This is a genomic window from Citrobacter sp. BDA59-3, from assembly GCF_015167655.1.
Classification (GTDB): Bacteria; Pseudomonadota; Gammaproteobacteria; order Enterobacterales; family Enterobacteriaceae; genus Phytobacter; species Phytobacter diazotrophicus.
Map to the genome: position 1 here is coordinate 685,154 of NZ_CP063427.1, position 20,718 is coordinate 705,871.

At 53.9% G+C, this 20,718-nt stretch carries 19 protein-coding genes and 1 other annotated feature; of the genes, 15 read left to right on the forward strand and 4 right to left on the reverse strand.

The window, feature by feature from the left end; translation table 11 throughout:
* Window position 1: 1 nt before the first annotated feature.
* Together radA and nadR are read left to right on the forward strand one after the other, a co-directional pair.
* Entirely contained in the window at window positions 2–1,384 is a 1,383-nt protein-coding gene (gene radA, locus IP582_RS03240) for a DNA repair protein RadA (protein WP_039078260.1), read from the forward strand.
* 142 nt (window positions 1,385–1,526) lie between these two features.
* Complete coding sequence (nadR, locus tag IP582_RS03245; RefSeq protein ID WP_193795066.1) at window positions 1,527–2,753, forward strand: multifunctional transcriptional regulator/nicotinamide-nucleotide adenylyltransferase/ribosylnicotinamide kinase NadR; 1,227 nt, start codon at window positions 1,527–1,529, stop codon at window positions 2,751–2,753.
* Between the two features lie 137 nt (window positions 2,754–2,890).
* Here nadR and ettA read toward each other — a convergent pair whose 3' ends face one another.
* Entirely contained in the window at window positions 2,891–4,558 is a 1,668-nt protein-coding gene (gene ettA / locus IP582_RS03250) for an energy-dependent translational throttle protein EttA (RefSeq protein WP_039078261.1), read from the reverse strand.
* A gap of 299 nt (window positions 4,559–4,857) precedes the next feature.
* On the opposite strand from ettA, the gene sltY reads away from it, so the two are divergent.
* On the forward strand, window positions 4,858–6,798 hold the full coding sequence (sltY, locus tag IP582_RS03255; protein WP_039078262.1) for a murein transglycosylase: 1,941 nt from the start codon (window positions 4,858–4,860) through the stop codon (window positions 6,796–6,798).
* A 63-nt stretch (window positions 6,799–6,861) separates the two neighbouring features.
* Window positions 6,862–7,191 (forward strand): trp operon repressor, encoded by a 330-nt coding sequence (gene trpR / locus IP582_RS03260; protein ID WP_039078263.1) that lies wholly within the window; start codon window positions 6,862–6,864, stop codon window positions 7,189–7,191.
* Here trpR and yjjX read toward each other — a convergent pair.
* Entirely contained in the window at window positions 7,182–7,697 is a 516-nt protein-coding gene (gene yjjX, locus IP582_RS03265) for an inosine/xanthosine triphosphatase (protein WP_107223728.1), read from the reverse strand. The two genes, trpR and yjjX, sit on opposite strands and share 10 nt — an antisense overlap.
* 102 nt (window positions 7,698–7,799) lie before the next feature.
* Here yjjX and gpmB point away from each other — a divergent pair, with 102 nt between their 5' ends.
* Window positions 7,800–8,447, forward strand: a complete 648-nt coding sequence (gene gpmB / locus IP582_RS03270) for a 2,3-diphosphoglycerate-dependent phosphoglycerate mutase GpmB (protein WP_039078265.1) — start codon at window positions 7,800–7,802, stop codon at window positions 8,445–8,447.
* Here gpmB and robA read toward each other — a convergent pair.
* Window positions 8,444–9,313 carry an MDR efflux pump AcrAB transcriptional activator RobA gene (robA, locus tag IP582_RS03275; RefSeq protein ID WP_039078266.1) on the reverse strand — a complete coding sequence of 290 codons (870 nt, stop codon included), beginning with the start codon at window positions 9,311–9,313 and terminating at the stop codon, window positions 8,444–8,446. The genes gpmB and robA overlap by 4 nt on opposite strands.
* Before the next feature lie 211 nt (window positions 9,314–9,524).
* On the opposite strand from robA, the gene creA reads away from it, so the two are divergent.
* The 4 genes from creA to creD are packed head-to-tail and all read left to right on the forward strand — an operon-like array spanning window position 9,525 to window position 13,557.
* On the forward strand, window positions 9,525–9,995 hold the full coding sequence (creA, locus tag IP582_RS03280; RefSeq protein ID WP_039078267.1) for a protein CreA: 471 nt from the start codon (window positions 9,525–9,527) through the stop codon (window positions 9,993–9,995).
* 12 nt (window positions 9,996–10,007) lie between these two features.
* Complete coding sequence (gene creB / locus IP582_RS03285) at window positions 10,008–10,697, forward strand: two-component system response regulator CreB (protein WP_039078268.1); 690 nt, start codon at window positions 10,008–10,010, stop codon at window positions 10,695–10,697.
* Window positions 10,697–12,121: a two-component system sensor histidine kinase CreC gene (gene creC, locus IP582_RS03290; protein ID WP_193795067.1), complete on the forward strand. Its 1,425-nt coding sequence runs from the start codon at window positions 10,697–10,699 to the stop codon at window positions 12,119–12,121. Before creB ends, creC begins: the two co-directional genes overlap by 1 nt.
* A gap of 56 nt (window positions 12,122–12,177) precedes the next feature.
* On the forward strand, window positions 12,178–13,557 hold the full coding sequence (creD, locus tag IP582_RS03295) for a cell envelope integrity protein CreD (protein WP_193795068.1): 1,380 nt from the start codon (window positions 12,178–12,180) through the stop codon (window positions 13,555–13,557).
* Between the two features lie 38 nt (window positions 13,558–13,595).
* Here creD and arcA read toward each other — a convergent pair whose 3' ends face one another.
* Complete coding sequence (gene arcA, locus IP582_RS03300) at window positions 13,596–14,312, reverse strand: two-component system response regulator ArcA (RefSeq protein WP_039078271.1); 717 nt, start codon at window positions 14,310–14,312, stop codon at window positions 13,596–13,598.
* A 95-nt stretch (window positions 14,313–14,407) separates the two neighbouring features.
* Between arcA and yjjY the strand changes: the two genes are divergently transcribed.
* From yjjY to thrC, 6 genes are all read left to right on the forward strand, one after another.
* A complete protein-coding gene (gene yjjY, locus IP582_RS03305; RefSeq protein WP_086870418.1) occupies window positions 14,408–14,548 on the forward strand; it encodes a protein YjjY in 141 nt (46 codons plus the stop codon).
* Between the two features lie 399 nt (window positions 14,549–14,947).
* Window positions 14,948–15,634, forward strand: coding sequence for a tRNA/rRNA methyltransferase (locus tag IP582_RS03310; protein ID WP_193795069.1), 687 nt, complete (start codon window positions 14,948–14,950; stop codon window positions 15,632–15,634).
* Window positions 15,635–15,844: 210 nt separating this feature from the next.
* Window positions 15,845–15,913, forward strand: a complete 69-nt coding sequence (gene thrL / locus IP582_RS03315) for a thr operon leader peptide (protein WP_071846003.1) — start codon at window positions 15,845–15,847, stop codon at window positions 15,911–15,913.
* Window positions 15,852–15,969: a sequence feature (Thr leader region), on the forward strand. Its footprint overlaps the gene before it by 62 nt.
* Before the next feature lie 24 nt (window positions 15,970–15,993).
* Window positions 15,994–18,456 carry a bifunctional aspartate kinase/homoserine dehydrogenase I gene (gene thrA, locus IP582_RS03320; protein ID WP_039078273.1) on the forward strand — a complete coding sequence of 821 codons (2,463 nt, stop codon included), beginning with the start codon at window positions 15,994–15,996 and terminating at the stop codon, window positions 18,454–18,456.
* A 1-nt stretch (window position 18,457) separates the two neighbouring features.
* Window positions 18,458–19,387 carry a homoserine kinase gene (gene thrB / locus IP582_RS03325; protein ID WP_039078274.1) on the forward strand — a complete coding sequence of 310 codons (930 nt, stop codon included), beginning with the start codon at window positions 18,458–18,460 and terminating at the stop codon, window positions 19,385–19,387.
* A 3-nt stretch (window positions 19,388–19,390) separates the two neighbouring features.
* Window positions 19,391–20,677 (forward strand): threonine synthase, encoded by a 1,287-nt coding sequence (thrC, locus tag IP582_RS03330; RefSeq protein ID WP_193795070.1) that lies wholly within the window; start codon window positions 19,391–19,393, stop codon window positions 20,675–20,677.
* Window positions 20,678–20,718: the final 41 nt, after the last annotated feature.

The window sequence follows — 20,718 nt, forward strand, 5'->3', positions numbered from 1 at the left end:
TGTGGCGAAAGCTCCAAAACGCGCATTTGTCTGTAATGAATGTGGTGCCGATTATCCCCGCTGGCAGGGGCAATGTAGCGCCTGCCATGCCTGGAACACGATTACCGAAGTGCGTGTGGCCGCCTCGCCTGTCGTGGCGCGTAATGAGCGCTTAAGCGGGTATGCTGGCAATGCGGGCGCGTCGAAAGTACAGAAACTTTCCGATATCAGCCTGGAAGCCTTGCCGCGTTTTTCGACCGGTTTTAAAGAGTTCGACCGCGTGTTGGGCGGCGGCGTGGTGCCGGGAAGCGCAATCCTGATTGGCGGTAACCCCGGCGCAGGTAAATCGACGCTTCTGCTACAAACCCTGTGCAGACTCGCGGAACAGATGAAAACGCTGTACGTCACCGGGGAAGAGTCGTTGCAGCAGGTGGCGATGCGCGCGCACCGTCTTGGCCTGCCGACTGCCAATCTGAATATGTTGTCGGAAACCAGCATTGAGCAAATCTGCCAGATTGCCGATGAAGAGCAGCCGAAGCTGATGGTTATTGACTCCATCCAGGTCATGCACATGGCAGATATTCAGTCTTCTCCCGGTAGCGTGGCGCAGGTGCGTGAAACGGCGGCTTATCTTACGCGCTTCGCGAAAACGCGCGGGGTGGCGATTGTCATGGTCGGGCACGTGACCAAAGATGGCTCGCTGGCGGGGCCGAAAGTCCTTGAGCACTGTATTGACTGTTCAGTATTGCTGGATGGCGATGCGGACTCTCGTTTCCGTACGCTGCGCAGCCATAAGAACCGCTTTGGCGCGGTCAACGAGTTGGGCGTCTTTGCGATGACCGAACAAGGGCTACGGGAAGTGAGTAACCCGTCCGCCATCTTCCTTAGCCGTGGCGATGAAGTGACCTCCGGCAGCTCGGTGATGGTGGTCTGGGAAGGCACGCGTCCGCTGCTGGTAGAGATTCAGGCGCTGGTGGATCACTCGATGATGTCCAATCCCCGGCGTGTTGCTGTCGGGCTTGAGCAGAACCGTCTTGCCATTCTGTTGGCGGTGCTGCATCGCCACGGCGGTCTGCAGATGGCCGACCAGGATGTATTCGTCAACGTTGTCGGCGGCGTAAAAGTGACGGAAACCAGCGCGGACCTGGCGTTGTTGCTGGCTATGGTGTCGAGCCTGCGCGACCGGCCTCTGCCACAGGACCTGGTGGTCTTTGGCGAGGTTGGGCTGGCGGGTGAGATCCGCCCGGTGCCCAGCGGGCAAGAGCGTATTTCCGAAGCCGCGAAACATGGCTTCCGACGCGCCATTGTACCTGCCGCGAATGTGCCGAAAAAACCACCAGAAGGGATGCAGGTCTTCGGTGTTAAAAAACTCGCAGATGCACTAAGCGTCTTTGACGACTTATAATTACATTCCCGTCGTCTTTCTGGCGGCAGGTGTGATGGCTGCGTTTATTCCCCGCCTCCTGCCCCGAAATGCATAGGGAATTTTGCATAATAGGCCTGGCACGTTGATGCTGCCAGGCAGGTTCAGCCAGCAGGAGGCACTCGTGTCGTCATTCGACTATCTCAAGACCGCAATCCGTCAGAAAGGCTGCACGTTGCAGCAGGTGGCCGACGCCAGCGGCATGACCAAAGGCTATTTGAGCCAGCTCCTGAATGCCAAAATCAAAAGTCCCAGCGCGCAAAAACTCGAGGCGCTGCACCGTTTCCTCGGATTAGAATTTCCGCGTCGGGAAAAAAGCGTTGGCGTGGTGTTTGGTAAGTTTTACCCGCTGCATACCGGGCATATCTACCTGATTCAGCGTGCCTGTAGTCAGGTGGATGAGCTGCATATTGTGATGGGGTATGACGAGAAGCGTGACCGCGAACTGTTTGAAGACAGCGCGATGTCCCAGCAGCCGACCATCAGCGACCGCCTGCGTTGGCTGCTGCAGACCTTCAAATATCAGAAAAACATTCGTATTCATGCGTTTAATGAAGAGGGAATGGAGCCTTACCCGCATGGCTGGGATGTCTGGAGTAAAGGCATTAAAGCCTTTATGGATGAAAAGGGCATTCAGCCTGACTGGATCTACAGTTCGGAAGAGGCGGACGCTCCCCAGTATCTTGAGCACCTGGGTATTGAAACGGTGCTTATCGATCCCAAACGCACTTTTATGAATATCAGCGGCGCGCTCATTCGTGAGAATCCGTTCCGCTACTGGGATTACATTCCGACCGAAGTGAAGCCGTTTTTCGTGCGCACCGTGGCGATACTGGGAGGGGAATCCAGCGGGAAATCGACGCTGGTCAATAAGCTCGCGAATATCTTCAATACCACCAGCGCGTGGGAGTATGGGCGGGATTATGTCTTCTCCCATCTTGGCGGCGATGAGATGGCGCTGCAATATTCCGACTATGACAAGATTGCATTGGGGCAGGCGCAGTATATTGATTTTGCTGTTAAATATGCCAATAAAGTGGCTTTTATCGACACGGACTTTGTCACTACGCAGGCGTTTTGCGTGAAGTATGAAGGGCGTGAGCACCCTTTTGTGCAGGCGATGATCGATGAATACCGTTTCGACCTGGTGATTCTACTGGAAAATAATACGCCATGGGTTGCCGACGGGTTGAGAAGCCTGGGCAGTTCAGTGGATCGCAGCGAGTTCCAGCAGATGCTGGTGGATATGCTCAAAGAGAACAATATTACATGGCGGCATGTGGAAGAACCTGATTATGATTCCCGGTTTCTGCACTGCGTGGAACTGGTAAAAGAGTTGATGGGGGATTAGCAGCCGGGTAAGGCGTTTACGCCGTCATCCGGACATGCCCCGGCTGGCGTTTCACTTAGCCGGGCTACTTGCTTTGACCTTGTGCGGTCTGATGCCCTCTCCCATTAAAAAGGCAGCTTGCGCTGCCTTTTTGCTGTTTATTTTGAAATACGCTTGTACTTGATACGCTTCGGCTCCAGCGCATCTGCGCCGAGGGTGCGTTTCTTGTACTCTTCGTATTCGGTAAAGTTACCTTCGAAGAACTCCACCTTACCTTCATCCTGATAATCCAGAATGTGGGTCGCGATACGGTCAAGGAACCAACGGTCGTGCGAGATAACCATCGCGCAGCCAGGGAACTCCAGCAGGGCGTTTTCCAGCGCGCGCAGGGTTTCGATATCCAGGTCGTTGGTCGGTTCATCGAGCAGCAGCACGTTACCGCCAACCTGCAACAGTTTCGCCAGGTGCAGACGACCACGCTCACCGCCGGACAGCTCGCCAACGCGCTTGCCCTGGTCAACGCCTTTAAAGTTAAAGCGGCCCACGTAGGCGCGGCTCGGCATCTCGGTATTACCGATCTTCATGATATCCAGTCCGCCGGACACTTCTTCCCATACGGTTTTGCTGTTATCCATGGCGTCGCGGAACTGATCAACGGAGGCCAGCTTGACGGTTTCACCCAGGGTGATTGAACCGGCGTCAGGCTGTTCCTGACCGGACATCATACGGAACAGGGTCGATTTACCCGCGCCGTTCGGGCCGATGATCCCGACGATAGCGCCTTTCGGTACGGAGAAACTCAGGTCGTCAATCAGCACGCGGTCGCCGTAGGACTTACGCAGATTGCTGACTTCCACCACTTTATCCCCCAGACGTGCGCCTGGCGGAATAAACAGTTCGTTGGTCTCGTTACGTTTCTGATATTCGACGTTGTTAAGCTCTTCAAAGCGCGCCAGACGGGCTTTGCCCTTAGACTGACGGCCTTTCGCGCCCTGACGAACCCACTCAAGTTCTTTCTCGATGGATTTACGACGCGCCGCTTCCTGAGAGGCTTCCTGCGCCAGACGCTGATCTTTTTGCTCCAGCCAGGAGGAGTAGTTGCCTTCCCACGGAATGCCTTCGCCGCGGTCCAGTTCGAGGATCCAACCGGCAACGTTGTCGAGGAAGTAACGGTCGTGGGTGATTGCCACCACGGTGCCTTCGAAGTCGTGCAGGAAGCGTTCCAGCCAGGCGACAGACTCGGCGTCCAGGTGGTTAGTCGGTTCGTCGAGCAGCAACATGTCTGGTTTTTCAAGCAGCAGACGGCACAGCGCAACGCGGCGGCGCTCACCACCGGAGAGGTTAGCGATTTTCGCGTCCCAGTCCGGCAGGCGCAGTGCGTCAGCGGCGCGCTCAAGTTGCACGTTCAGGTTATGGCCGTCGTGCGCCTGGATAATCTCTTCAAACTTGCCTTGTTGTGCCGCGAGTTTATCGAAGTCAGCGTCCGGTTCAGCATATTTCGCATACACTTCGTCCAGACCTTTCAGCGCGTTCACCACCTCGGAAACCGCTTCTTCAACGGATTCACGCACGGTCTGTTCCGGGTTTAGCTGCGGTTCCTGCGGCAGGTAGCCGATTTTCAGACCAGGCTGTGGGCGGGCTTCACCTTCAATATCGGTGTCAATGCCAGCCATGATGCGCAGCAGGGTAGATTTACCGGCACCGTTAAGGCCCAGCACACCGATTTTTGCGCCAGGGAAGAAACTCAGCGAGATATTTTTCAGAATATGACGTTTCGGCGGAACCACTTTGCCGACACGATGCATGGTATAAACGAATTGAGCCACGTTGGACTTCGCCTCTTTTTATCCCTTCATCCATCAGGTTGCTGATGCCGGCCAGGATTCATTCCTTTGCCGCCGCCTTGCAACCTGAATTATTCAGGGCTAATGAATGGTGATAGTTTTCAAAGGCGAAGTGTAGCCGTTTTCCGTGCTCAATCCCAGCCAGCAGCACCCGTAGTGTTAAATGACACAAGAAAGGTAAAAAAGTGTGCATTACGTGGCGCGTTACGGCGGGCGCGGTTAGCATTAAGGCATGATGCGGCATGACGCTGTAGGTATCGTTTTTATAAGGGGAATAAGCTGTGCAGAGAGCTAAACATGCCGCCTGGCGTTTTCTGGCGGCCAGTATTTGTTTGCTGTCCCTCAGCAATGTGGCGCGAGCGGACTCACTGGATGAACAACGTAATCGCTATGCTCAGATCAAACAGGCATGGGATAACAAGCAGATGGATGTGGTATCGCAACTGATGCCAGGGCTGCAAAACTATCCGCTATACCCTTATCTGCAGTACCGGCAGATAACCGATGATCTGATGAACCAACCCGCCGTAACGGTAACCAATTTTATTCAGGCAAACCCCACATTGCCGCCGGCCCGCACGCTGAAAACACGTTTTATCAACGAGCTGGCACGTCGGGAAGACTGGCGTGGTCTGCTGGCATTCAGCCCGGAAAAACCCACGACAACGGAAGCGCAATGTAACTACTACTTTGCGAAATGGAACACCGGGCAGGCAGACGAGGCCTGGCAGGGGGCGAAGGAGTTGTGGCTGACAGGAAACAGCCAGCCAAACGCCTGTGACCGGTTGTTTGGCGCATGGCGTGCTTCCGGCACGCAAGACCCGCTGGCGTTTCTGGAACGTATCCGTCTGGCTATGAAAGCGGGCAATACCCGACTGGTTATTCTGCTGGCGGGCCAGATGCCCCCGGATTATCAGACCATCTCTTCTGCCATCATTACGCTTGCCAATAATCCTGGCAGTGTCATGACTTTCGCCCGTACCACGGGGGCGACCGATTTTACCCGCCAGATGGCGGCTGAAGCGTTCGAAAGCGTCGCGCGTGATGATGTGGAAAATGCCCGGTTGATGATCCCGTCGCTGGTGCAGGCGCAACAACTGAATGAAGATCAGACGCAAGCGCTGCGTGACATTGTCGCATGGCGTTTGATGGGCAATGACGTGACCAGCGAACAGGCGCGCTGGCGCGATGACGCCATCATGCGTTCGCAGTCCATTTCGATCGTTGAACGGCGGGTGCGGATGGCTATCGGCAACGGCGACCGCCGTGGGCTGAATACCTGGCTTGCGCGCTTACCGATGGAAGCAAAAGAGAAGGATGAGTGGCGCTACTGGCAGGCCGACCTGCTGCTGGAACGTGGGCGTGACGCCGAGGCGAAAGAGATCCTGCATGCGCTCATGCAACAACGTGGGTTCTACCCGATGGCGGCGGCCCAGCGGCTGGGTGAAGAGTACACCATGAAAATCGATAAAGCGCCGGGCAACATCGATCCTGCGCTGGCAAACGGACCTGAAATGTCCCGTGTGCGCGAGCTTATGTACTGGAATCAGGACAACACTGCCCGTAGCGAGTGGGCCAATTTGATCACCAGCCGCAGTGTGCAGGAGCAGGCGCAACTGGCGCGCTATGCCTTTAACCAGCACTGGTGGGATCTGAGCGTACAGGCGACTATTGCCGGTAAGTTGTGGGATCAACTCGAAGAGCGATTCCCGCTGGCCTACAGCGACTTGTATGCCCGCTATACGAGCGGGAAAGATATTCCGCAAAGCTATGCAATGGCGATCTCTCGTCAGGAGAGCGCCTGGAACCCGAAAGCACGCTCCCCGGTTGGGGCTAGTGGGTTAATGCAGATCATGCCGGGCACGGCAACGCATACGGTGAAGATGTTTAACATTCCAGGTTACAGTAACGCGGCTCAATTGCTGGAACCGGAAGTGAATATCAACATCGGTACCAGCTATCTGCAATATGTCTATCAGCAGTTTGGTAACAACCGCATCTTCTCATCCGCGGCGTACAACGCCGGGCCGGGCAGGGTGCGCACCTGGCTGAACAACAGCGGTGGACGCATTGACGCGGTGGCCTTTATTGAGAGCATCCCCTTTTCTGAAACCCGTAGTTATGTGAAAAACGTGCTGGCCTATGACGCGTATTACCGTTTCTTTATCAATGGCAACAAAGGGCCTGTGCTGACGGACGCGGAGTGGCAGCGTCGTTACTGATTTCTGTGGTTTGTGTTATGCTGTGTACTCTCAAGCGAGTACATAGCATAACGGCGGCATATTATGACCCAGCAATCACCTTATTCAGCGGCCATGGCCGAACAGCGTCACCAGGAATGGCTTCGCTTTGTTGAACTCGTCAGGCAGTCTTACGAACAGGATCTACATCTTCCGTTACTTAACCTGATGCTCACCCCCGATGAACGTGAAGCGCTGGGTACCCGCGTACGTATTATCGAAGAGTTGTTGCGCGGAGAGATGAGTCAACGAGAACTCAAAAGTGAACTCGGGGCGGGTATTGCCACGATCACCCGGGGATCCAACAGCCTGAAAGCGGCGCCAGCCGACCTGCGTTTATGGCTGGAGCAGACGCTGCTTAACGATCAGCGATAGACCGCATTGTGAAAGGGGCTTAATGCCAGTATCACGGCCTGATGATAGACGCTGGCGCGCGTCAATTTTCCGGCGGTAAACACGCCAATTGCGCCATCTTTGCGCCCAATTTCATCAATACCGGTATATGCCGACATCGCCGGACCAAGCGCTTGCCCGGCACGGATCTTTTGCAGAATCACCTCAGGCAAGGGCAGGGTGGCAGAGCGGGCTTCGCCGCGCTGGTCGCGACTTTCGATGACGACCCAGCTAAACGTGCTGCCTTCATCAATTCCGGCTTCGATAGCTACCCAAAAGTCCGCATTCGGACAGGCGTGGCGGGCATTTTCGACACGGTTACGTGCGCCTTCAAGCGTCTCTTTACTGCCCATAGGCTGTTCCGGTACACCGCTTTCAACAGCAATAGCATCGATGCGGCTGGCGTCTTCACCGAAAATCTCGTTAAAAGCGTGCAGAATAGCCCGAATTTTGGCGGGGTTTGTGGTAGCAGCGACAACATGGTGCATAATCAATAGCTGGCTGCCCGTAATGAGACCAGTTCTGTCTGCATGACGGGTAAGGCCTTCCTCATATAATAAACTTCATCGCAGTATAATGGATATAAAAGCATGTTACAGGTATACCTTGTCCGCCACGGTGAAACGCAGTGGAACGCCGAGCGTCGTATTCAAGGCCATTCAGACAGTCCGTTAACCGAAAAAGGCGAGCAGCAGGCATGGCAGGTGGCTGAACGCGCGAAAGCGCTGGGCATCACCCATATTATTGCCAGCGATCTCGGACGTACACGTCGCACGGCTGAAATCATTGCAGAGCTCTGTGGCTGCGATATCACCCTCGACTCGCGCCTGCGTGAACTCGATATGGGCGTGCTCGAACAGCGCAATCTTGAAACCCTGACCGAAGAAGAAGAAGGCTGGCGTCGCCAACTGGTAAATGGCACCGCAGGGGGGCGCATTCCCGGCGGCGAGTCGATGCAGGAGCTTGCCGATCGTATGCATGCTGCCCTTGCGACCACGCTGGAGTTACCGCAGGGTAGCCGCCCGATGATCGTCAGCCACGGCATGGCCCTGGGCTGTCTGGTCAGCACCATTCTGGGGCTTCCGGCGTATGCTGAGCGCCGACTGCGCTTGCGTAACTGCTCTATTTCCCGTATCGATTATCAGGATAGCGCATGGCTGGCGTCGGGATGGGTAGTGGAAACGGCAGGAGACGTCTCACATCTGGACGCCCCTGCGCTGGATGAACTGCAGCGTTAACGGCGGACGGGAATCAGATACTCGCAGCGGATGTAAAGCGGTGGCTCTTGCGCCCGCGCATCTTCCTGCGGGTAGAAACGCTCAATATCCTGACCTTTACGGCGTGTCAGATTCAGCATCGGCATGCAGGTACCGTAGACGGTCAGGATAAACTCCTGCACGCCCGTGCCCGGGCCTTCATAGAAGAACATGACATACTCACCGCCTTCAAGCTTCACTGGCTGGGCATTATGCATGTAGCCATTCGCCATCTCCGGCGTTAAAGCGGTGGTGTAAAACACCTCTTGCTCGTCATCTTTCTCAAGGCTTGGTCGCGGTTCATGCAGGCCATACATCTCAGCCGGGATAGTGGGTGAATTGCCTAAAAAGTCACGCCAGAACTGGATACGCATCTGGTTGCGGAAATCGGAAATTTCTTCCAGCGAGCAGGTATAGCTCTGCGTTGTACCGATGAGCTGCATATCCGGAAGGGTGATAAATTCATGTCTCGGCATGGCAAACTCACCCAGGCGCAGCGGCGGACGAATGCCGAAGGCGCTCCAGTCAGGTGAACGGCGATACAGCGCGGGCGTCAGATTAAACTGCTTTTTAAACGCGCGGGTAAAGGTTTGCTGAGAGTCAAAGCGGTACTGCAGGGCGATATCCAGAATGGGGCGCGAGGTCAGACGCAAAGCAACAGCAGACTTCGACAGGCGGCGCGCGCGAATATAAGCGCCAATCGCATGGCCCGTTACGTCTTTGAACATCCTTTGCAGATGCCACTTGGAATAACCCGCTTTTGCCGCCACATTATCTAACGACAATGGCTGATCCAGGTGGCTTTCCAGCCAGGTAAGTAGATCACGAATAATCCCAGCCTGATCCATAAAATATCCTCATCCTTAAAACGGCTTACGCCTGATACCAGGGGATGGATAATACCACTGTTTGGCGTTTTAGCATTCAGTGTTTTTTTTGTGCATTAGTGCTCATTGTGTCTGATTTTCATGATAATTTTTGTAAATTGGTGATCTATAAACCTTTTCCTCTTAAACCCGAGAATAGTCGCTCAACGTTATATTCAAAAATGGTAACAATATGAAATACACACGTTTAATACTTTCCTCATTAGCGTTGCTGTGGGGTTCTGCGCAGGCGGAACAGATTGGCTCAGTAGACACTGTGTTTAAAATGTTCGGCCCGGATCACAAAATTGTGGTGGAAGCCTTTGACGATCCTGATGTGCAAAATGTGACCTGTTACATTAGCCGGGCAAAAACGGGCGGCATTAAAGGGGGGCTGGGCCTGGCGGAGGATACATCCGATGCGGCGATTTCCTGCCAGCAGGTAGGGCCAATCGAACTCAGTGATAAGATTAAAAATGGGAAAGCCCAGGGCGATGTGGTCTTCCAGAAACGTACCTCGCTGGTGTTTAAGAAACTTCAGGTGGTCCGCTTTTATGACAGCAAACGTAACTCTTTGGTTTATCTGACCTATTCCGATAAAGTGGTGGAAGGTTCCCCGAAAAACGCACTGAGTGCGGTGCCGATTATGCCGTGGAGTAAATAAAAAGGAATGGAGATGCCACAACCGCGAATCTGGCTGGTTGAAGATGAGGCAAGTATTGCCGAGACGCTGATTTATATGCTGCAGCAGGATGGGTTCGCCGTCACGTCATTTGAGCGGGGACTGCCTGTTCTTGACGCGGCGGCGCGGCAGTTGCCGGACCTGGCGATCCTGGATGTCGGGCTGCCGGACATCAGTGGTTTTGAGCTGTGCCGCCGTTTGCTGGCCAGGGCGCCGGGGCTGCCGGTGCTGTTTCTGACCGCGCGTAGCGACGAGATCGACAAATTGCTGGGACTGGAAATGGGGGCTGATGATTATATCGCCAAACCGTTTTCGCCAAGGGAAGTTTGCGCCCGAGTACGTACCGTGCTGCGCCGCTTCCAGAAAGCCACGGTGCAATCTTCTCTTCTTCGTGTCGGGCAATTCGAACTGGACGAAGAGGCGGCTATCGTTCGCTGGTGTGGCGATATTCTCCCCCTTACACGCTATGAATTTCTGCTGTTAAAAACCCTGCTGCATGCGCCGGGCAGGGTTTTCTCACGCCAGCAACTCATGGATCTCGTCTGGACCGATGCCGAAGAGAGCTTCGATCGCACTGTCGATACCCATATCAAAACGCTGCGCGCCAAATTGCGTGCGGTGAATAGCGAATTGTCACCGATTAATACTCATCGCGGTATGGGTTACAGCCTGGGCATCCGCTAATGCGTATCGGGATGCGATTGTTGCTGGGCTACTTTCTCCTTGTGGCGGTTGCCGCCTGGTTTGTGTTGTCGATTTTTGTCCAGGAGATCAAACCGGGCGTCAGGCGGGCAACCGAAGGCACGCTCATTGATACCGCCACGCTGCTGGCCGAGGTAGCGCACGATGATTTGCTCTCCGGACAGGCGCAAAATGGCAAGCTGGCAGAGGCGTTCACTTCGCTCAACCAAAGCAACATTAACGCCAATATCAGCGGCATTCGCAAAGTACGTAACGAATACCATGTCTACATGACGGATGCGCTGGGTAAGGTCGTTTTTGATTCTGCGGGCCAGGCCGTAGGTCAGGATTATTCCCGCTGGAACGATGTCTGGCTGACGCTGCGCGGTAAATATGGCGCGCGCAGTACACCTTCCGATCCTAACGATCCGGAAAGTACGGTGATGTATGTGGCGGCTCCCGTTACTGACCAGGGGCGCATTATCGGCGTTTTGAGCGTGGGCAAACCTAATAGTGCGATTGCCCCGGTCATCAAACGCAGTGAGCGGCGCATGCTCTGGGCCAGCGCGGCCTTACTGGGGATTGCTCTGGTGATTGGGTTTGGGGTGACGCTGTGGATTAACCGTTCCATCGGCAAGCTGACACGCTATGCGGATGCCGTGAGCGAAAAAAATCCTTTACCTCTTCCCGACCTGGGAAGTAGCGAGCTGCGTAAGCTGGCGCAGGCGCTGGAGAGTATGCGCCTTAAGCTCGAAGGAAAAAATTATATTGAGCAGTACGTCTACGCGCTTACCCATGAACTTAAAAGCCCGCTGGCGGCCATACGCGGCGCGGCAGAAATTCTCCATGAGAACCCGCCGCCGGATATCACCACCCGTTTTACTAACAATATCCTGGCGCAAAATGCGCGGATGCAGATGCTGGTTGAGAAGCTGCTACAGCAAGCGAAGCTCGAAAATCGTCAGGAAGTAGTAACAACATCCATCCCTGTTGACGCTCTGTTCCGACAGCTTGAGGACGAACGTAACGTGGTGCTGTCCGCTAAAAATCTGACCCTGGAATGCGATGCGGGGCAGCTTGTCGTCGAAGCGGATGCCGGGCTGCTTAGCCAGGCATTGGGCAATCTGCTCGACAATGCGATCGATTTTACCCCTCGCGACGGGCATATTTCGCTGCGCGCTCACGAACACGCTGAACATGTCGTCTTCACCGTATGCGATAACGGGCCGGGTATTCCGGATTACGCCCTTGAGCGGATCTTTGAACGGTTTTACTCATTGCCCCGAGAGAATGGACAAAAGAGCAGTGGACTTGGGCTGGCCCTGGTGCAGGAGGTAGCGCGTTTGCACCAGGGAACTATTCAGGTATGTAACCTGCCGCAGGGTGGCGCAGAGGCGCGACTGACACTTCACCGTCACTTCACATAACTTCAAATTCTCCTCTTATAGCCCCGTTACTCTGCGCGCAACACAATGGAGGGGCTATGTTGAAATCACCGTTATTCTGGAAAATTACCACCCTGGCAGGGTGCATTTGTCTGTTGCTGATCCCACTGATAATGGTTGGCAATTTAATCAAAGAGAGAGGCGACTACCGTAATGAGGTCGCCGATACGCTGCGGCAAAGTAGCGCCGGGCCGCAAAAGTTGATTGGTCCGCTGATTGCGATTCCGGTGACGGATGTTGTGACTTCGCTGGAGTCGACGGGAGATGAACCGCCCAGGGAGGTTCGCCGTTCGAAAAGCTATATCCGTTTCTGGCTACCTGAGTCGCTTATGGTCGAGGGGAAACAGCAAGTCGAAAACCGCCAGGTGGGTATCTACGAAGGGCAAGTCTGGCATGGGGATATCAGTATAAACGCAGAGTTTGACCCAAAACGTGCCGGGCTGGAGGCGAGTGATACCAGGCAACTGGGCGAGCCGTTTGTCGTGTTTGCCCTGAGTGATGCCCGAGGGATCGGGCAAATACGGGCGATGAAGGTGAACGGTGAATCGCTCAGCGTAGAGCCGGGATCGGGGCTGATGAGCGACTTACAGGGTATCCACGTTCCACTGACTGCGCCGGGTATTACGCAAAAAAATATCAAACTAAACGCTTCATTTAGTCTTAATGGCACCGGCGCATTTTCCGTGGTCCCACTTGGCAGAAACAGCGAAATGGCGCTGATGGGGGACTGGCCTCACCCCGGCTTCACCGGTGACTTTCTGCCTGCGAAACGCGAAGTTACCCCTGCGGGTTACCAGGCGCGCTGGCAAAGTACGTGGTTTGCCAATAACCTGGATAGCAAAATCCGTGATGTCCTGAGTCTGAGCAGCGACAATGAGTGGCGCCTGCCTGCATTCAGCGTCAATATCGCCACGCCTGCGGATCAGTACCAACTGACGGACAGAGCGGTAAAATATGCGATTTTGCTTATTGCCCTCATTTTCGCCGCGTTTTTCGTCTTTGAAAGTCTTACCGGGCGGCAAATGCACCCCATGGAGTATCTGCTGGTGGGATTATCGCTGGTGATGTTCTATCTGGTCCTGCTGGCGTTGTCAGAGCATGTCGGCTTTACCTGGGCGTGGATTATTGCCAGTGGACTGGGGGCGACGATCAACGGTATCTATTTGCAAGGCGTGATGAAAAGCTGGCGTGCCAGCCTGCCGTTTAGCGGTGCGCTATTGGTGCTCTATGGCGTAATGTGGAGTTTGTTGAATTCCGAAGACAGCGCGTTGTTACTGGGAACAGGCGTACTGTTTGCGGCACTGAGTACCGTGATGATACTGACACGGCGCTTCGACTGGTACTCCCTTTCGCGGGCGGTGAAAAAGCCCGTAGAAAGCCAGGTTCCTGTCGATGAAGAACTACGGATATGGAAATAAAAAAAGCGGCGCCAGGCGCCGCTTTTTTTGAAGGAGGATTATTCCTGCAGATCACCGCAGAAACGGTAACCTTCACCGTGGATCGTCGCGATGATTTCCGGTGTGTCCGGCGTGGATTCAAAATGCTTACGGATGCGACGGATGGTGACGTCAACCGTACGGTCGTGTGGTTTCAGCTCACGCCCGGTCATTTTTTTCAGCAATTCGGCGCGGGATTGGATCTTGCCCGGGTTTTCGCAGAAATGCAGCATCGCACGGAATTCGCTACGCGGCAGCTTATACTGTTCGCCATTAGGGCTGATCAGTGAGCGGCTGTTAATATCCAGTTCCCAGCCATTAAACTTATAGCTGTCGACACTGCGGCGCTCTTCGCTGATGGTGCCCAAATTCATGGTACGGGACAGCAGGTTACGCGCACGGATAGTCAGTTCACGCGGGTTAAACGGTTTGGTGATGTAGTCATCCGCACCGATTTCGAGGCCCAGGATTTTGTCTACTTCGTTGTCACGACCGGTCAGGAACATCAGTGCGACATTCGCTTGTTCGCGTAATTCACGGGCAAGTAAAAGGCCATTTTTACCTGGCAGATTGATATCCATAATCACCAGGTTGATATCATTTTCGGAGAGGATCTGATGCATTTCAGCGCCATCTGTCGCTTCAAAGACATCGTAACCTTCCGCTTCGAAGATGCTTTTCAACGTGTTGCGTGTTACCAACTCGTCTTCAACGATAAGAATGTGCGGGGTCTGCATGTTTGCTACCTAAATTGCCAACTAAATCGAAACAGGAAGTACAAAAGTCCCTGACCAGCCTGGTACATGTCGCAAATTAACATGAACGGCGTAACATGACTAAAGTACGTAATTGCGTTCTTGATGCACTTTCCATCAACGTCAACAACATCATTAGCTTGGTCGTGGGCACTTTCCCTTTGAACCCGACAGTGTCAAAAACGGCTGTCATCCTAACCATTTTAACAGCAACATAACAGGCTAAGACGCAAGGGACACCCAATAAAACTACGCTTCGTTGACATATATCAAGTTCAATTGTAGCACGTTAACAGTTTGGTGAAATCTTGATATCTAAATGCTAGCGATTATCACAATTTTTCAATAAACCAACTAGTTGCGGATATTAATTGATAAATAAGTTGAATCCAATAGGAGATTCAGATTCATAATTAAAATGCCATGAAGAAACATAGGGATAAGCACTTTCTGTTAACATTTCAGCGGTTAATACCGCCAGTCAACAGTTTAGCTTTTTTTAACCGTTGGCAAGACGAAATTCAGTGATTGCTGTTACAAAATTGTAAATTCTCGACGCGAAATATGCTGACATTAACCTTCGCTCGCGCGTCGGTATGATAAAAAAGAGAGTAAAAATGCACCTGGCCATTGTATTGGTTTCTCCCGCCAGAGCGGAGAATGTTGGCGCTGCCGCGCGCGCGATGAAAACGATGGGTTTCACAGATCTGCGCATTGTCGACAGCGATGCCCATTTACAGGAAGGCGCTCGCCGTGTCGCACATGGTGCCGGGGATGTGCTTGATAATATTAAAACTTATTCTGCATTATCCGATGCGCTGGACGATATTTCATTCACCGTCGCCACGACGGCGCGAAGTCGCGCGAAATTCCATTACTACGCAACGCCTGCGGAACTGGTACCGCTTCTGGCGGAAAAAAGCGCGTGGCTCCCCGCCGCCGCACTGGTGTTTGGCCGGGAAGATTCGGGCCTGACAAATGACGAACTGGCGCTTGCAGACATTTTGACGGGTGTGCCGATGGTGGCCGATTATCCTTCACTCAATCTGGGGCAGGCCGTCATGGTTTATTGTTATCAATTAGCATCTTTAATACAAAATGCTCCCAAAGTGGTAACGCAACGTGATGATAACCAGCTTCGTGCTTTACGTCTGCGGGCGCGCGCGTTGCTCGAAAAACTCGATGTGGCGGATGACATGAAAATGGCCGACTGGCTGGATCAGCGTGTGGGGATGCTGGAGCAGCGAGACACCGCAATGTTGCACCGTTTGCTCCACGACATTGAAAAAAAACTCGCCGAGTAAATCACTGCCATAAGAATGTTTTATGGATTAAGTCACTGCAATGGTGCGGTTTGTATGGTCTTTACCTATGATAAGTCAATAAGTCGCGGGCGTAGCGGAAGGTTGCGCAAAATAGCTGAAAACTAAAAATTCGTTGACTTAAGGCGGCAGATACTTTAACCAATATAGGCAGAGCACAGACAGAATAAAATTACAGAGCACACAACATCCATGAAACGCACCAGCACCGTCACCATTATTATTACCACCACCATTACCACAGGTAACGGTGCGGGCTGACGCGTACAGGAAACACAGAAAAAAGCCCGCACCTGAACAGTGCGGGCTTTTTTTTCGAGCAAAGATCAAGGGGTAATACCATGCGAGTGTTGAAGTTCGGCGGTACATCAGTGGCAAATGCGGAAAGGTTTCTGCGTGTTGCCGACATCCTGGAGAGCAATGCCAGGCAGGGGCAGGTGGCAACTGTGTTATCTGCCCCGGCGAAAATCACCAATCACCTGGTCGCCATGATCGAAAAAACGATCGGAGGTCAGGATGCCGTACCAAATATTAGCGATGCCGAACGTATTTTTTCTGAGCTACTGCAAGGATTGGCGGATGCACAGCCTGGTTTTCCCCTCGCACAGTTAAAAACCTTTGTCGAACAAGAATTTGCGCAGATCAAACACGTCTTGCATGGGATAAGCCTGCTGGGGCAGTGCCCTGACAGCATCAATGCGGCGCTGATCTGCCGTGGCGAAAAGCTCTCCATCGCCATTATGGCGGGGTTGCTTGAAGCGCGCGGTCATAAGGTGAGTGTGATTGATCCGGTCGAGAAACTGCTGGCTATTGGGCACTATCTTGAGTCTACGGTGGATATTGCGGAGTCAACGCGCCGCATCGCCGCCAGCCGTATCCCGTCCGACCATATGGTGTTGATGGCAGGGTTCACTGCCGGAAACGAAAAAGGTGAGCTGGTTGTTCTGGGGCGTAATGGTTCTGATTACTCCGCTGCGGTTCTGGCTGCCTGCCTGCGTGCGGATTGTTGCGAAATCTGGACCGATGTTGACGGCGTCTACACCTGTGATCCACGCCAGGTGCCGGATGCCCGTCTGCTGAAATCCATGTCGTACCAGGAAGCGATGGAACTCTCCTACTTCGGTGCGAAAGTGCTTCACCCGCGTACCATTACCCCTATCGCTCAGTTCCAGATCCCTTGCCTCATTAAAAATACCGGTAACCCGCAGGCACCTGGTACTCTGATTGGCGCCACCTCTGATGAGGATGGCCTGCCGGTCAAAGGTATTTCCAATCTGAATAACATGGCGATGTTCAGTGTTTCAGGTCCGGGGATGAAAGGCATGGTTGGCATGGCGGCGCGCGTGTTTGCCGCGATGTCGCGTGCGGGTATTTCTGTCGTGCTGATTACCCAGTCCTCCTCTGAATACAGCATCAGCTTCTGTGTACCGCAATCCGATTGCGTCCGCGCGCAGCGTGCAATGGGCGATGAATTTTATCTGGAACTGAAAGAAGGATTGCTGGAGCCGCTGGCCGTGATGGAGCGTCTGGCTATCATCTCTGTCGTGGGTGACGGCATGCGTACTCTGCGTGGTATTTCCGCGAAATTCTTTGCTGCACTGGCGCGCGCTAATATCAACATCGTGGCGATCGCGCAAGGATCTTCCGAGCGTTCGATTTCTGTCGTGGTGAGCAACGATGATGCCACTACGGGTGTACGCGTCACCCACCAGATGCTGTTCAATACCGACCAGGTTATTGAAGTGTTTGTGATTGGCGTGGGCGGTGTTGGTGGTGCGCTGCTCGAACAGCTTAAGCGTCAGCAGGCATGGCTCAAAAGTAAACATATCGATTTGCGCGTCTGCGGCGTGGCAAACTCGAAAGCGTTGCTTACCAACGTACACGGGTTAAATCTGGAAAACTGGCAGTCTGAGCTTGCCGAGGCCAAAGAGCCTTTCAACCTGGGCCGTTTGATTCGTCTGGTGAAGGAATACCACCTGCTGAACCCGGTTATTGTAGATTGTACGTCACACCAGGCAGTGGCCGATCAGTATGCCGACTTCCTGCGCGAAGGTTTCCATGTGGTGACGCCCAACAAAAAGGCCAACACCTCGTCGATGGCTTACTACCATCAGTTGCGCCATGCGGCGGCGAAATCACGCCGTAAGTTCCTCTATGACACCAACGTGGGTGCGGGCTTGCCGGTTATCGAAAACCTGCAAAACCTGCTCAATGCGGGTGATGAGTTACAACGTTTCTCCGGCATTCTTTCTGGCTCGCTGTCGTTTATTTTCGGTAAACTCGATGAAGGGATGAGCCTGTCAGATGCGACTAAGATCGCACGCGAAATGGGTTACACCGAACCTGATCCGCGTGACGATCTTTCCGGTATGGACGTGGCGCGTAAGCTCCTGATCCTGGCTCGTGAAACCGGGCGTGAGCTGGAGCTTTCCGATATTGTGATTGAGCCTGTGTTGCCAGCTACATTCGACGACAGCGGTGACGTTGAAAGTTTTATGGCGCGTCTGCCGCAGCTTGATGATCACTTCGCCGATCGTGTGGCGAAAGCGCGCGATGAAGGCAAAGTGCTGCGCTACGTTGGCAACATCGAAGAAGATGGCACCTGTCGGGTGAAAATTGCCGAAGTGGACGGTAACGATCCACTGTTTAAAGTGAAAAACGGCGAAAACGCCCTTGCGTTTTATAGCCACTATTACCAACCGCTGCCGCTGGTCCTGCGTGGTTATGGTGCGGGCAATGATGTTACTGCGGCAGGGGTGTTTGCAGACTTGCTGCGTACGCTGTCCTGGAAGTTGGGAGTTTAAGATGGTGAAAGTATATGCTCCGGCCTCCAGCGCCAATATGAGCGTGGGTTTTGATGTGTTGGGCGCCGCGGTGACGCCGATAGATGGCACGCTGTTGGGTGATAATGTCTCAGTTGAGGCGGCGGACAGTTTTAGCCTGAAAAATCTGGGGCGTTTTGCCAGCAAACTGCCGACAGAGCCTCGTGAAAATATTGTCTACCAGTGCTGGGAGCGTTTCTGCCAGGAGATTGGCAAAACGGTTCCTGTGGCAATGACGCTGGAAAAAAACATGCCGATTGGCTCAGGGCTGGGCTCCAGTGCCTGTTCTGTTGTCGCGGCGCTGGTGGCAATGAACGAGTATTGCGGCAAACCGTTAAATGAGACCCGAATGCTGGCGCTGATGGGCGAGCTGGAAGGGCGCATTTCCGGCAGCGTGCATTACGACAACGTGGCGCCTTGCTACCTTGGCGGCATGCAATTGATGATCGAGGAAAACGGCATTATCAGCCAGCAGGTGCCAGGCTTTGATGAATGGCTGTGGGTGCTGGCCTATCCGGGCATCAAAGTTTCTACCGCGGAGGCCCGCGCTATCCTTCCTGCGCAGTATCGTCGTCAGGACTGTATTGCTCATGGTCGGCATCTGGCGGGCTTTATTCACGCCTGCTATTCCCGTCAGCCCCAGCTTGCGGCGAAGCTGATGAAAGATGTTATTGCTGAGCCGTATCGCATGAAATTACTGCCTGGGTTTAATGAGGCACGTCAGGCGGTCGCCGAAATGGGGGCGCTCTCCTGTGGTATTTCTGGTTCCGGCCCAACGCTTTTTGCGTTGTGCGATAAAACGGAAACAGCGCAACGTGTGGCAGACTGGCTGAGCAAACACTATTTGCAAAATCAGGAAGGCTTTGTTCATATTTGCCGTCTGGACACGACGGGTGCACGAGTAGTGGGATAACCAATGAAACTCTATAACTTAAAAGATCACAACGAACAGGTCAGCTTCGCGCAGGCCGTCACGCAAGGGCTTGGCAAGAACCAGGGGCTGTTTTTCCCGCATGACCTGCCGGAATTCAGCCTGACTGAAATTGATGACATGCTGACCATGGATTTCGTTGCGCGCAGCGCCAAAATCCTCGGGGCGTTCATCGGTGATGAAATTCCGCAGGACATTCTGGAAGCGCGCGTTCGGGATGCGTTTGCGTTCCCGGCGCCCGTACAGCCGGTTGAGAGCGATGTTGGTTGCCTGGAGCTGTTTCATGGCCCGACGCTGGCGTTTAAAGACTTCGGTGGGCGCTTTATGGCGCAAATGCTGACCACCATCAGCGGCGAAAAGCCGGTGACAATCCTGACTGCGACCTCCGGTGATACCGGGGCGGCAGTGGCGCATGCCTTCTACGGCCTGAAAAACGTTCGTGTCGTGATCCTTTACCCGAACGGAAAAATCAGTCCGCTACAGGAAAAACTGTTCTGTACGCTGGGTGGCAATATCGAAACCGTCGCCATTGATGCGGATTTCGACGCCTGTCAGGCACTGGTAAAACAGGCTTTTGATGATGAAGAACTGAAGGTGGCGCTGGGCCTGAACTCAGCGAACTCCATCAACATTAGCCGCCTGCTGGCGCAGATTTGCTACTACTTTGAAGCGGTGGCGCAACTGCCACAAGAGGCGCGTAATCAGCTGGTTGTTTCCGTGCCAAGCGGCAACTTTGGCGACTTAACGGCGGGCCTGCTGGCGAAATCGCTTGGGCTGCCCATTAAGCGTTTTATCGCGGCGACCAATGCGAATGACACCGTACCGCGCTTCCTGCAGGACGGTGAGTGGAAGCCAAAAGCGACACAGGCAACCCTGTCGAACGCGATGGACGTCAGCCAGCCGAACAACTGGCCGCGCGTGGAAGAGCTGTTCCGCCGTAAAATCTGGCGTCTGAACGAACTGGGCTATGCGGCAGTGGACGACGAAACGACCAAAGAGACGATGCGTGAACTGAAAGGCAAGGGCTATCTCTCTGAACCGCATGCGGCCATTGCTTACCGTGCGCTGCGCGATCAACTGCATCCGGGCGAGTACGGCCTGTTCCTGGGGACCGCGCATCCGGCGAAATTCAAAGAGAGCGTCGAAGAGATTCTCGGCGAAACACTGCCATTGCCGAAAGAACTGGCAGAGCGCGCAGATCTGGAACTGCTGTCGCACCATCTGCCTGCTGACTTCGCTGAACTGCGTAAACTGATGATGAGCAAAGCGTAATCCGCTTAGTCTCAAACCAGAACCGGGTGAGCGTAATCGCT